The 13,554-nt window shown below is 66.5% G+C and carries 10 protein-coding genes; 3 read left to right on the top strand and 7 right to left on the bottom strand.

Features of this window, described 5'->3' with window-relative positions; all coding sequences use genetic code 11:
* Positions 1-154 precede the first annotated feature (154 nt).
* The 5 genes from A5775_RS20430 to A5775_RS20410 all read right to left on the bottom strand — a co-directional run bounded on the left by A5775_RS20430 (position 155) and on the right by A5775_RS20410 (position 7,617).
* Complete coding sequence (locus A5775_RS20430; RefSeq protein ID WP_067256420.1) at positions 155-1,603, bottom strand: VWA domain-containing protein; 1,449 nt, start codon at positions 1,601-1,603, stop codon at positions 155-157.
* Positions 1,604-1,613: 10 nt separating this feature from the next.
* Positions 1,614-2,489: a MoxR family ATPase gene (locus A5775_RS20425; protein WP_067256418.1), complete on the bottom strand. Its 876-nt coding sequence runs from the start codon at positions 2,487-2,489 to the stop codon at positions 1,614-1,616.
* A 36-nt stretch (positions 2,490-2,525) separates the two neighbouring features.
* Complete coding sequence (locus A5775_RS20420; RefSeq protein ID WP_067256416.1) at positions 2,526-3,809, bottom strand: glutamate-5-semialdehyde dehydrogenase; 1,284 nt, start codon at positions 3,807-3,809, stop codon at positions 2,526-2,528.
* 215 nt (positions 3,810-4,024) lie between these two features.
* Positions 4,025-5,428: a mechanosensitive ion channel family protein gene (locus A5775_RS20415; RefSeq protein WP_067256414.1), complete on the bottom strand. Its 1,404-nt coding sequence runs from the start codon at positions 5,426-5,428 to the stop codon at positions 4,025-4,027.
* Positions 5,428-7,617, bottom strand: a complete 2,190-nt coding sequence (locus A5775_RS20410) for an adenylate/guanylate cyclase domain-containing protein (protein ID WP_067256422.1) — start codon at positions 7,615-7,617, stop codon at positions 5,428-5,430. The genes A5775_RS20415 and A5775_RS20410 overlap by 1 nt, the downstream gene beginning before the upstream one ends.
* A gap of 155 nt (positions 7,618-7,772) precedes the next feature.
* Here A5775_RS20410 and A5775_RS20405 point away from each other — a divergent pair, with 155 nt between their 5' ends.
* On the top strand, positions 7,773-8,651 hold the full coding sequence (locus A5775_RS20405; protein WP_067256412.1) for a ribokinase: 879 nt from the start codon (positions 7,773-7,775) through the stop codon (positions 8,649-8,651).
* A 25-nt stretch (positions 8,652-8,676) separates the two neighbouring features.
* On the opposite strand, the gene A5775_RS20400 is transcribed toward A5775_RS20405, so the two are convergent.
* Complete coding sequence (locus tag A5775_RS20400) at positions 8,677-10,731, bottom strand: NAD(+) synthase (RefSeq protein WP_067256410.1); 2,055 nt, start codon at positions 10,729-10,731, stop codon at positions 8,677-8,679.
* A gap of 58 nt (positions 10,732-10,789) precedes the next feature.
* Here A5775_RS20400 and A5775_RS20395 point away from each other — a divergent pair, with 58 nt between their 5' ends.
* Together A5775_RS20395 and A5775_RS20390 are read left to right on the top strand one after the other, a co-directional pair.
* Positions 10,790-11,335, top strand: coding sequence for a cysteine hydrolase family protein (locus A5775_RS20395; protein WP_067256407.1), 546 nt, complete (start codon positions 10,790-10,792; stop codon positions 11,333-11,335).
* Between the two features lie 16 nt (positions 11,336-11,351).
* The gene (locus A5775_RS20390; protein ID WP_067256405.1) at positions 11,352-12,185 is read left to right on the top strand and encodes an NAD-dependent deacetylase; all 834 of its coding nucleotides are present in this window, start codon (positions 11,352-11,354) and stop codon (positions 12,183-12,185) included.
* Here the strand turns inward: A5775_RS20390 and A5775_RS20385 are convergent.
* Entirely contained in the window at positions 12,182-13,459 is a 1,278-nt protein-coding gene (locus A5775_RS20385) for a cytochrome P450 (protein WP_067256403.1), read from the bottom strand. The two genes, A5775_RS20390 and A5775_RS20385, sit on opposite strands and share 4 nt — an antisense overlap.
* Between the last annotated feature and the right edge of the window lie 95 nt (positions 13,460-13,554).

The following is a 13,554-nucleotide window of genomic DNA, read 5'->3' as shown; positions in this document are numbered from 1 at the left end:
CCGCCAGTCCCCGCTTCGGACGGTGATGGGTTTGCCCCCCTTCCCCGCCAAACCCCCGGGCGGGGGCGGGGTTGTCGCTCGAAGGTGGGCAAACGCAGTGCCCTTTCGGGCGGAGGCTGCCGTGACTGAAGTGACAAGACGCCCGGCGGGACCCTCACACCGGCAGCAGTTGGTCGATCACCGCGGCCAGTTGTTTGGCGGACCGGCATTCGTGCATCGCGATGACCTCTTGATAGCGCGGCACCGCGGAATCGCCGCTTCCCCACAGATGCTTGGGCTCGGGATTCAGCCAGTGCGCGTGCCGGCTGGCGGTCACCATGTGGGACAGCAACTCGGTCTCCGGGTTGCGGTAGTTGGTGCGACCATCCCCGAGCACCAGCAGTGAGCTGCGCGGTGACAGCACGTTGGGAAACGCCTGCACGAACGAGGCAAACGCGTTGCCGTAGTCGGAATGGCCGTCGCGGCTGTAGACACCCGACTCTCGAGTGATCCGCTGGATGGCCACCGCCAGGTCGGCTTCCGGCCCGAACATGTGGGTCACTTCGTCGGTGGTGTCGATGAAGGCGAACACCCGAACGCGCGAGAACTGTTGGCGCAGCGCATGTACCAAAAGCAGGGTGAAGTGACTGAACCCGGCCACCGAACCCGAGACATCGCACAACACCACCAGTTCCGGCCGCGCCGGGCGGGGCTTGGCCAGCACCACATCGATAGGCACCCCACCGGTGGACATCGACTTGCGCAGCGTCTTGCGGAGGTCGATCGTCCCGGCCCGGCTGCGACGCCGGCGTGCCGCCAGCCGGGTCGCCAGGGTCCGGGCCAGCGGCGCCACCACCCGGCGCATCTGACGCAACTGCTCACCGGAGGCGCGCAGGAATTCGACATTCTCGGAAAGCTGTGGAATGCCGTACATCTGGACGTGATCGCGGCCCAGCTGCTCCGCGGTGCGCCGTTTGGTCTCGGCGTCGACCATCTTGCGTAACTGGGTGATCCGCTGCGCGGCAAGCGCTTTGGCGATCTCCTCTTGGCTGGGGGTGGGTTCGTCGCCGTATGAGGCGAGCAGCCCCGCAAGGAGCTTGCCCTCGAGTTCGTCCAGCGCCATCGCCTTGAGCGCTTGATACGACGAGAAGGACGGGCCACGGCTGGAGCTGTATTTGCCGTAGGCCTCGACGATTCGGGCGATCATCGCGACCAGGCGCTCGTCCATGTCGGCGAGATCGGGGTTGTCGGTCAGCAGGTCCGCGAGCATCTGGCGCATCGCCTCGACGTCGTCGGGCGGCAACGCGTTGTCGTCTGACGCGCCGTCGGCCTCATCCTCGGTGACCACCGCGCGGGCGCCCAGCGCCGCCGGGAACCACAGGTCGAACATGGCGTCATAGGTCTCGCGGTGATCCGAGCGGCGCAGCACGGCGCACGCGATGCCCTCGCGCAGCACCTCACGGTTGCCCAGGCCGAGGGTGGCCATCACCCGGCCGGCATCCACCGTCTCCGACGGGCCGACCGAAATCCCTGCCCCGCGAAGCGCTTCCACGAAGCCGACCAAATGACCGGGCAGCCCGTGCGGGGCGAGCGGCCGGGAGGGTCGGATGCGGCGGGCGGCCATGGCGGTCTTCCTAGTTCAGCCGCAGCTCGCCGGTCGCGCGCTGCTGGTCGGATTGGTGTTTGAGGACCACGCCCAGCGTGGCGGCGACGACAGCGTCGTCGATGGTGTCCAGCCCCAGGGCAAGCAGCGTGCGGCCCCAGTCGATGGTCTCGGCGATGGACGGAACCTTTTTGAGTTGCATCCCGCGCAGCACGCCGATGATGCGAACGAGCTCCTCGGCCAGGTGCGCGGGCAGCTCGGGGACCCGGGACAACAGGATGCGCCGTTCCAGGTCGGGGCTGGGAAAGTCGATGTGCAGGAACAGGCAGCGACGCTTGAGTGCCTCGGACAGTTCGCGGGTGGCGTTGGAGGTCAGCACCACCAGCGGTGTGCGCTCGGCGGTGATGGTGCCCAGTTCAGGGACGGTCACCGCAAAGTCCGACAGCACCTCCAGCAGCAGGCCCTCGATCTCGATGTCGGCCTTGTCGGTCTCGTCGATCAGCAGCACCGTCGGCTCGGTGCGCCGAATCGCGGTCAGCAGCGGACGCTGCAGCAGGAATTCCTCGCTGAACACGTCGTCTTTGGTCTGGTCCCAGTCCCCCGAGCCGGCCTGGATGCGCAGGATCTGCTTGGCGTGGTTCCACTCGTAGAGCGCGCGAGCCTCGTCGACGCCCTCGTAGCACTGCAGGCGGACCAGGCCCGACCCGGTGGCCTGGGCGACGGCGCGGGCCAATTCGGTCTTGCCCACGCCGGCCGGGCCTTCCACCAACAACGGCTTGCCGAGCCGGTCGGCCAAGAACACGGCCGTCGCAGTGGCGGTGTCGGGCAAGTAGCCGGTCTCGGCCAACCGCCGCGAGACGTCGTCGATGTCCTCGAACAGCGGCTTTGACCGGGCGGGCACACTCACAATCGGTTCTCCTAAAACACTTTCTTCACGGGGGCATCAGGCCGGACGAGTCTGTCCGTCACCCCACGCGATCCATTTGGTCGAGGTCAATTCGGGCAGCCCCATGGGACCGCGGGCATGCAATTTCTGGGTGGAGATGCCGATTTCGGCGCCGAAACCGAACTGCTCCCCGTCGGTGAAGGACGTAGAAGCGTTCACCATCACCGCCGCGGCGTCGACGCCGTCGGTAAACCGTTGCGCCGCAGCCATATTGGTGGTCACGATGGCCTCGGTGTGGCCGGTGCCGTACTCGTTGATGTGGGCGATCGCGGCGTCGATACCGTCAACCACCGCCACCGCGATGTCCATCGACAAGTACTCGCGCCGCAGATCGTCCTCGTGGGCATCCCTGGAAAAACCACCGTGCACGGTCACGCCCGCGTCCTGCAGGGCAGCGACCAGCCGCGGCAGCGCCTCCTCGGCGATCGTGGCGTCGACGAGCAGTGTCTCGGCGGCGTTGCAGACGCTGGGCCGACGCGTCTTGGAATTCAGCAGGATCCGCTCCGCCACGTCCAAATCGGCACCGTCATGCACGTACACGTGACAGTTGCCGACCCCGGTCTCGATGGTGGGCACCTGCGCGTCGCGCACGACCGCGTTGATCAGGTTCGCCCCGCCGCGCGGGATCACCACGTCGACCAGGCCGCGGGCCTGGATCAGATGCGTCACCGTGGCCCGGTCGTCCGCCGAAAGCAGCTGCACCGCATCGGCGGGCAGGTCCTCGCTGACCAGCGAGGCCCGCAACACCTGGACCAGCGCCTGGTTGGACCGCGTCGCCGACGAGCTGCCGCGCAACAGCACGGCGTTGCCGGACTTCAGCGCCAAACCGAACGCGTCGACGGTCACATTGGGCCGGCCCTCGTAGATCATTCCCACGACGCCGAGCGGGACCCGCTGCTGACGCAGCTGCAGTCCGTTCGGCAACGTGTAGCCGCGCAGCACCTCCCCGACCGGGTCGGGGAGCCCGGCGACCTGGCGCAGGCCGGCGGCGATGCCCTCAACGCGCTTGGTGTCCAACGCCAATCGGTCGAGCATCGCGGTCGACGTGCCGGCGGCGCGGGCGGCCTCGACGTCTTCGGCGTTGGCAGACAAGATCAATTCGGCGTGGGCGGCAATCGCCTCGGCCGCCGAGCGCAGCGCCTGGTCTTTGGCGACGGTCGGCAACAACGCCAGGACACGGGAGGCGACGCGGGCGCGGCGGGCGGCGTCGTGCACCTCCCGGCGCAAGTCAGGCTCCAGCTGTTGGGCCGCTCCGCTGCGCAATGGTGCCTGCAGACTCATTGAATCAGGGTATCCGGCCGCAAAAGCCCGGGTGATGCGGCCCACTGGCCCAGCGCCGATGGTGGCGACCCGCTTCACCCGGCTCCGCCGCGCTCGCGATCGCCACACCCCCAATGGTGGCGACCCGCTTCACCCGGCTCCGCCGCGCTCGCGATCGCCATACCCCCAATGGTGGCGACCCGCTTCACCCGGCTCCGCCGCGCTCGCGATCGCCACTACCCAACCCGCTCGCCGCGTCGCGCCGTCCGTACCTTGCTGCGACGCTCTTCGAGGATGTTGCCGAAGTTCTGCAGCAGCGTCGGTGCACGCATCACCAGATGCTCGATGTGTTCTCGATCGATCTCCAAGGCGGTGACCTCTTCCAGCGCATACGCGCTGGCCAGGTTGGGCTGGCGGGTCAGCGCCGTCAGCCCCAGGAACGCTCCCTCGGACAGGGTGCTGATCGGCACGATCGTCCCGTCGTCGGCGGTGGCGGTGAGCTGCACCCGGCCGGCGACCAAGAACGTCATCACCGTGGGCACCTGCCCGACGTCCTCCACGATTTCGTCGGTGCCGTACCGGACGATGCGCGCCGAGGATCGCAACGACCGCTGTTCCTCGGTGCTGAGCCGCAGGGCCGGCGCCACCACCGCGTGCAACGCGTGCTCCACGCGTTCGACCGTCGAGAAGTCGTCATCGGTGTCGTCGAGGTGCAACTCCTCCCGTCGCGCCGCGTACCACACCCACCGCAGGAACGTGGCCGTCGCGGCGCCGGCATCGGCCGGCGAGTCCAACCCGATCGTCGTGCGGTACTCGCCACCGCCCAGGGGCAACGAACGGGGCACGCTGCCGGTCTTGAGCTGTGGCAGCGCGCGGGCCACCTGCGACAACACAGCGCACACCCGGTCGGGGGCATCGGCGGCGGCGAAGGTTGTCGTTATCGTCACTTTGTGCGGCCCGGGCGGGCGGCTGAGATTGGTGAAGGACGTGGTGGCCAGCGCCGCGTTCGGCATGATCCGAATTCCGCTGCCGGTGTCGATGTGCACGGCGCGCCAGTTGACCTCGACGACGCGTCCGCGCGCGGTGCCGGTGTCCAGCCAGTCATCGATCCGAAACGGCTGCTCGAACAGCATGAACAGACCCGAGACGATCTGGCCGACGGAGTTCTGCAGCATCAAACCGACGACGACCGACGTGACGCCCAACGCGGTGAACACGCCGCCGATACGCACACCCCAGATGTACGACGACATCACCGCCAAGCCGATGCAGATCAGCGCTATCCGGGCGACGTCGATAAAGATGGTGGGAAGCCTTTTGCGCCAGCTCTTTTCGGGTGCGCCTTCGAACACCGTCGCGTTGAGCCCGGACAGCAGCAGCACCACCACCAGCAGGCCGAACACGGTGGTCAGGATTCGCACCGGTATGTCACCGGCCGGGATCCCCGAAGCCTGGACCAGGAGCAGCAACAGCGCACCGAGCGGAAGCAGGTAGTTGCGCAGCAGCGCGACCTGCCTGGCCAGGGGGCTTTGCCTGCGCAGCAGCGCGTCGTGCACTTCGGTGAGCAGGATCATCCCGATCGGTAACCCGATCGCGATACCGACCGCCCAGTAGAACCACGGCGACCCGAAAACGTTCATCAGCGCTCCAGCAACCGGTAGATAACCTGGTCGGTGCCGCCGACCGAAATCGTGCCCGCCGCAGTGAACTGCCGGACGTCGCGCATCGCGTCGTACACCTGCGAGCTGACATAGATGCCGGCCTGCGGTGAGCCGCTGTGCATTTGGTAGGCGAGACTCACCGCGCCGCCCCACATGTCATAGACAACTCCGGAGCGGCCCACCAACCCGCTCACGACGTTGCCGGTGTTGACACCTACGCGAAGGGCCAGCTGGTAGCTGCTCTGGCTGTTGAACCGATCGATGATGCGGCCGAGTTCAAGGGCGAAGTCGACGGCGCGGTGAATGCTGTCCAGCCGGGGGGTGATGACCCCGCAGCTGGCGAGATAACCGTTGTGAAACGTACGGATCCGTTCGACGCCAAGGGATTCGGCGGCCGAATCGAATTGCCGGAAGAGTTCGTCGACGGTGCCGACCAATTCGGCTTCGGGCATTTCGGCGAAGATTTCGTCGAGGCCGACGATGTCGGCGTAGATGATGGCGACGTCCTGATGTTTCTGGGCGATGGTCCCCTCGCCCTCGCGATAGCGTTGCAACACCGACTCGGGCATCAACGCCAGCATCAGGCGGTCGTTCTCACGGCGCTGCTCGTTGAGCAGCTCTTCCTTGATCGCCAGGTTTCGGCTCATCTCATTGAAAGCCGCTGTGAGATCGCCGATTTCGTCGCGCGATCGCACCGGGATGTTGATGTCGTAGTCGCCGGAGCTGATCTTGCGGGTGCCCTCTTCGAGGCGCCGGACCGGGCGCACCGCCGCCTGGGCGACAAACATCGAGGCCACACAAATGGCGAAAATCATTGCCGTGACCGCGATGACGAGGTTTTTGCTGAACCGGCCCAGCCGCGCAAAAGCATCGGAGTTGTCGCGGGTGGCCAAGACCGACCAGTGCAGATCCGAGTTCGGTATGTCCAGCGGGGCATAGGCTTCCAGCTCCCTGTTCCCCGTGTAATCGGTGGCGCTGATCACGCCGGTCTCGCCGCGCTGGGCGGCGCGCAGCCCCGCGGTCGGCACCGGCTGCACCAACGTGGTGCCACCCAGGCGAAGCGCCCGGTCCACGACGTCGGGTGGGGTGCCGGCCTCGATGGCCTCGCGCCGGTATTGCTTCGGGTCTTCGATGAATGCCCTTGAATCCGAACGCATCAAGTCGTCCGGGCCCGCCAGATAGGTCTCGGTGGCCACTCCCATGCCCGCGGCGTCCCAATGCCTGTTGGCGGTCATGATCGTGTTGATCTTCCCGATCGGCACGGGCAGGGCCATGACCCCTTCGATTTTGCCGTTCATGCCGACCGGCGACACCACCCACGCCGTGGGGGCGTCGAGTTGCGCCTGATACTGCTGAAAGTCGGTGATCCAGACGAAGTCGACATCGTTGGACGCCATCGCCTTTTGATACGCGCCATGCAAGTTGGATCCGCGATACGGGCCAGTGAGAATGTTGGTCCCCAAATCAGGGCCCTTCATGACGCTGTAGACGACGTTGCCCTGCATGTCCAGCAGGAGCGCGTCCCGGTAATCGAAGCGGGTGACGATACTGCGCATGAAAAAATCGAAGTGGGCGTTGGCTGCCGACCACGCGCTGCCGTCGCCGGCGTCCTCGGCGGGCGGCGAGTCGGCGGTGGGCCTGGGCGCCGCGGTGTAATACGCCTGAAGGTACTTCTGCGCATTGGAACTCGGCAGCACGGCCTTGAGATCGATCGCGTCACCGGTGGCCTTTTTGATCGGCGTGATCATGTCTTTTTCGTAGTAATTGACCAGCGACTGCTCTTGGGCGGGTGTGATGTTCGCAGTGGCCAGTTGCGCAAAGCCGGCGGCGAGGTTCGTCGTTGCTTCGTTGATGCCGAAACCGCCGCTCTGCACGATCAGTGAATTCGCCAGCTCCTTGAAGAGCGCCTGCACCGCCCGCCGCTGGGATTCGCGCATCTCGATCAACCGCTCGGATTCGACTTGCCGCAGGGCGGTGCGGCCGGACACGGCTCCGATGAGACCGATCACCGCGACGCCCAGGATGCTCGAGAGGAGCATGGTGACCAGGATTTTGGATTGGATGCCGAACCGGAAACGGCTGCGCAGCTGGCGCGTACGCTTGGCGGGCTCCTGAGCCGGGGCGGGGTCGATGTGGGGTGCGACATCGGTTAGCTCGCTCGTAGTCAACTGCCTACCCCTTTTCTCGGGTTCCAGCACCCCTAACGCAGCAGACTAGCGCGCGGACACCGAGTTATTGAGCGTTTGCCGTGACGCGATCGGCGCCAAAAGTGCTGGTGTCCCAGGTGTGCATGGCCAGCGCGACGCGACTAACGTCGGGCCCCATGGCAGGGGTATGTGTGGTCGGCAGTGTGAACATCGATCTGTCGCTGGGCGTGGGCGCTCTTCCGCGGCCCGGCGAAACGGTGTTGGCGTCGTCCTTGACACAGGCCCCGGGCGGCAAGGGCGGCAATCAGGCGGTCGCGGCCGCGCGCGCAGGCGCGCGCGTGCAGTTCGTCGGGGCGGTTGGCGACGACGCCGCTGCCGGGCAGTTGCGCGACCACCTGCTGGCCAACGGCGTCGGGCTCGACGGGGCCGTCGAAGTCCCCGGGCCGAGCGGGACCGCCATCGTCGTCGTCGATGCCAACGCCGAGAACACCATCGTGGTCGCGCCGGGCGCCAACGGGCGTTTCACGCTGACCGATGACCGTGCCCGCAGTGTGGTCGCCAACTGCGATGTGATGTTGACCCAGCTAGAGATTCCGGTCGACACAGCGGTCGCCGCGGCGCAACACGCGCGTTCGGCCGGAGCGGTCGTCGTCGTGAACGCCTCACCGGCCGGCCAGGATCCCGCTTCGCTGGGCGACTTGGCGGCCGCCGCCGATGTGGTGATCACCAACGAGGAGGAGGCCAACGAATGGCCCTGGCACCCAACGCATCTGGTGGTCACACTGGGTTCGCGCGGCGCCCGCTACGTTGGCGCCGACGGCGAGTACTCGGTGCCCTCCCCCGCGGTGGACGCGGTGGACACCACCGGGGCCGGCGACGTGTTCGCCGGTGTGCTGGCCGCGAATTGGCCACCCAATCCCGGCTCGCCGGATGAGCGGCGACTCGCGTTGCAGCGCGCCTGCGCGGCGGGTGCGTTGGCGACGCTGGTGCCCGGCGCCGGTGATTGCGCACCGGACGCCGAGGCGATCGAAAAGGCGTGTCGGAACGCGTCTTAGCCGCGCTGCACGCGGCGGACCGACGCTAGTCTTCGGGGACTTCGCGTTCGATCTCGTCGAGCCAGATGCGCGCCGACATATCCGACGGAGCGCGCCAGTCGCCCCGCGGTGACAGCGCACCGCCGTGCGACACCTTGGGCCCGTTGGGCAATGCCGAGCGCTTGAACTGGCTGAACGAGTAGAACCGCTGCACGAAAACCTGCAGCCAGTGCCGAATTTCCTTGAGCGAGTACGACGGCCGCGTGTCTTCGGGAAAGCCCGGCGGCCAATTGCCGTGCTCGGTATCGCTCCACGCGTGCCAGGCCAGGAACGCGATCTTCGACGGCCGGAATCCAAAGCGCAACACGTGGAACAGTGAAAAGTCCTGCAGCGCATACGGGCCGACCTTCGCCTCGCTGCTCTGCAACTCTTCCTCTTCGCCGCTGGGCACCAGCTCCGGTGTGATCTCGGTGTCGAGCACCGACTGCAGCACCTCGCTGACCTCCGACTCGAACTGCTCCGAGGAAATCACCCAGCGGATCAGGTGCTGGATCAGCGTCTTGGGCACGCCGCCATTGACGTTGTAGTGCGACATCTGGTCGCCGACACCGTAGGTCGACCAACCCAGCCCCAGCTCGGAGAGGTCACCGGTGCCCAACACAATGCCGCCGCGCTGGTTGGCCAGCCGGAACAGGTAGTCGGTACGCAAGCCGGCCTGGACGTTCTCGAAGGTGACGTCATAGACCTTCTCGCCGCGGGAGAAGGGATGATCGATCTCCTTGAGCATCAACTGCGCGGTCTCGCGGATGTCGATCTCGGAGAACGTCACACCCAGGGCGCGGCACAGGTCGATTGCATTGCGCTTGGTGCGATCCCCGGTCGCGAAGCCGGGCAGCGTGAACGCCAGAATGTCGCTGCGCGGCCGTTGTTCGCGGTCCATCGCGCGGGCGGCAACGATCAACGCGTGCGTCGAGTCGAGCCCGCCGGAAATGCCGATGACGATCTTCGGGAAATCCAAAGCGCGCAAACGTTGTTCGAGGCCCGCGACCTGGATGTTGTAACCCTCGAAGCAATCCTGTTCCAGCCGTTGCGGGTTGGCGGGCACGAAGGGGAAGCGCTCGATCTCGCGCAGCAGCCCGATGTCGCCGCCCGGCGGGTCCAGCCGGAACTCGATGCGCCGGAACGACTCCGCCATCGTCCGGTGGTGACGCCGGTTGTCGTCGAACGTGCCCATCCGGAGCCGCTCCGCGCGAAGCAATTCGATGTCGACGTCGGCGACGCTGCGTCGCTCCCCTTTGGGGAAGCGCTCGGACATGGCCAACAGCACACCATTCTCGAACACCATCGTCTGACCGTCCCAGGCCAGATCGGTCGTCGACTCGCCTTCCCCGGCAGCCGAATACACGTAAGCGGCCAGGCATCGCGACGACGCCGAACGGGCCAGCAGGCAGCGGTCCTCGGCACGGCCGATCGTGATCGGGCTGCCGGACAGGTTGGCCAGCACCGTCGCGCCCGCCAACGCGGCCTCGGCACTGGGCGGAATCGGCACGAACATGTCCTCGCAGATCTCCACGTGCAGGACGAAGCCGGGCAGGTCGGACGCGGCGAAGAGCAAGTCGGGACCGAACGGCGCCTCGTAGGCCTGCCCCGGGCCCGCGAGGCGGATGGTGCCGCGCTCGTCGTCTCCGGGGGCGAGCTGGCGGCGCTCGTAGAACTCCCGATAGGTGGGCAGATAGGACTTCGGCACCACCCCGAGCATTACACCGCGGTGGATGACGACGGCGGCGTTGTAGATGCGGTGCCGGTGGCGGACCGGCGCGCCGACCACCAAGACCGGCAACAACTCGGCCGAAGACGCCACGATGTCGGCGATGGCCCTTTCGACGTCGTCGAGCAACAGGTCTTGCATCACGATGTCTTCGATCGAATACCCGGACAGCGTCAGTTCCGGGAACACGGCCAGCGCGACGCCGTCGTCGTGGCACTCCCGGGCCAGCCGCAGGACCGACTCGGCGTTCGCGGCGGGGTCACCGATGACGGTGTGGTGCGTGCACGCGGCGACGCGGGCAAAGCCCTGGCTGTAAGCGTTGTAAAAGTCCATCGCCCTTCCATTGTCGCTCCGAGGGTGTCAACTCCCCGCCGCCGGGTATCCCCACGGCATGAGCGACACTGCTGTCCTGGTGGTCGACATGATGAATACGTATCAACATCCCGACGCTGAAGATCTAATACCCAATGTCGAAAAGATCATCGAGCCTTTGACCGATTTGGTGCAGCGGGCACGTGCATCCGACAAGGTCGACCTGATCTACGTCAACGATAACTACGGCGATTTCACCGCCGAGTTCTCCGGAATCGTCCGCTCGGCGCTCGACGGCGCGCGGCCCGATTTGGTGAAGCCGATCGCGCCCGCCGAGGGCAGCCGCCTCATGACCAAGGTGCGCCACAGTGCCTTCTATTCGACGGCGCTGGCGTACCTGCTCGGCCGGCTGGACACCAAGCGGTTGATCATCACCGGCCAGGTCACCGAGCAATGCATCCTCTACACGGCCCTGGATGCCTACGTGCGGCACTTCCCCGTCGTGATCCCGACGGATGCCGTCGCCCACATCGACCCCGACCTGGGCGCGGCGGCCTGCAAGATGATGGAGCAGAACATGTCCGCCGAGCTCACGACCGCGGCGGACTGCCTCGACCCAGCGTGATCCGTACCCTGAGAGGGTGGCGGTCGCCTGCGCAGAATCCCCGGAGCTGGTCGCGCTGCTGGCCGGTCGCCGGATCGCGGTGCTGACGGGCGCGGGCATTTCCACCGATTCCGGCATCCCCGACTACCGCGGGCCCGATTCACCGCCGAGCAATCCCATGACCATCCGCCAGTTCATCGGCGACACGGCGTTTCGGCAGCGGTACTGGGCGCGCAACCACGTCGGTTGGCGGCACATGGACAGCACGCTGCCCAACGCGGGCCATCGGGCGCTGGCCGCACTCGAGGACGCGTCGGTGGTCACCGGCGTGATCACCCAGAACGTCGACCTGCTGCACACCAAGGCCGGCAGTCGAAACATCATCGACCTGCACGGCACCTACGCGCGGGTGATCTGCCTGAACTGCGGCCACACCATCAGCCGTGCCGCGCTAGCCGAACGGCTTGAAGCGCTCAACCCCGGATTCATCGAACGCGCCGAGGCGATCGGCGGGCTGGCGGTGGCCCCCGACGCGGACGCCGTCGTGGCCGATACCGCATCGTTCCGCTACCTCGACTGCGTGCGCTGCACCGGCATGCTCAAACCAGACATCGTCTACTTCGGCGAGAGTGTACGCAAAGACGTTGTGGCAGAGGCGTATCGGATAGTCGAGCAGGCTGACGCGCTGCTGGTCGCCGGGTCGTCGCTGACCGTGTTCTCCGGCTATCGATTCGTGCGGCACGCCGCCACGCTGGGCATGCCGATCGCCATCGTCAACCGCGGGCCTACCCGCGGCGACGACCTGGCCACCGTGAAGGTCGACGACGGGTGCTCCGAATTGCTGGCGCTTTTGATTGGCGAGCTGGCCTAGAAGGTACACGGCATGCTGCGGATGCCGTGGATGAAGTTGCCCGCCAGGTACTCCGGATCGCCGGCCTCGAAATCGGGCAGCTGTCGGAGCAACTCACCGAAGATGGCGCGCAGCTGCGCCCGCGCCACATGTGTCCCCAGGCAGTAATGCTGTCCGCCGCCACCGAAACCGACGTGCGGGTTGGGGTCTCGGCTCAGGTCGAATCGATCCGGTTGGTTGAACACCGCATCGTCCCAGTTGCCGGACGCATAGAACATGACCACCTTCTCCCCCGCGCCGACGGTCTGGCCGCCCAACTCGAAATCCGTTGCGGCGGTGCGACGGAAGGTCATCACCGGGGTGGCGTAGCGGATGAATTCCTCGACTGCCATGCCGATGCGGCTATCGAAATCTTCGGCCAGCCACGCTCGTTGCTCCGGAAAATCGGTGAGCGCTTTGAGCGCGTGGCTGGTGGTTTGGCGGGTGGTGTCGTTGCCGGCCACGGCGAGCAGCACAAAAAATGCGGCCACGTCGGCGTCGGTCAGTCGATCGCCGTCGACGTCGGCGTTCACCAGGCTGCTGAACAGGTCGTCGCGGGGGTGCTCGCGTCGCTGGGCGGCCAGCGCACCCGCAACTTGATGCAGATACATCACGTTTTCGAACAGGACTTCCATCGGGTTGCGGCCGGCGAGATAGACCGGGTCGTTTGTCGACACCAAGGCGTCGGCGGCGTGTGCGACCGACTCGCGCTCGGAGTCCGGAATCCCCATCATGTCCGACAGCGTGCGCAGCGGTAGTTCCTTGGCGCAGTGCTCGACGAAATCGGCTCCGCTGCCGGCGGCCCTCAGTTCCTCGACGATGGTCTTGGCGTTCGACTTGATCGAGTCTTCGATGCGGCGCACCTGTCTCGGGGTGAACGCGGCGGTCGCCAGCTTGCGCAGCTTGGTGTGCCGCGGCGGGTCCATCGCCAGGAAGGACTGCGTCGACTCGAGCACCTCCTCGGGATAGCTCTCGAATAGCACGCCCCTGCCGGACAGGAACACCTCGTGGGTGCGGCTGACCGTGACGATGTCCGCGTGCCGGGTGATCGCCCAGAAGCCCGGATCGTCAGGCTCCTTCAGCGCGGCTTCTTCCACCGGTGGATGCCAGCTCACGGGGCGCTCGGCGCGCAGCGTGGCGAACGAGCGTTCCCGATCCGCCGCCGACGTCGACCAGAACGCTCGCGAGGACAGGTCGATCTCGTCGTAGGCGCGGCCGGATTTCTCGGCCCCGGGTGTACCCGTCATCACAGCCATGGTGGGTGATCCTCTCTCGTATGACCCCGATCACAAGCTGCACACGACGCTATGCCTAGACGGTATGTCTAGTCAAGATGTCGAATGCTCGGCTA

Source organism: Mycobacterium sp. 852002-10029_SCH5224772, from assembly GCF_001667315.1.
Classification (GTDB): domain Bacteria; phylum Actinomycetota; class Actinomycetes; order Mycobacteriales; family Mycobacteriaceae; genus Mycobacterium.
The sequence above is the reverse complement of the archived record's forward strand: the minus strand, read 5'-3'. Positions and strand labels throughout refer to the sequence as shown.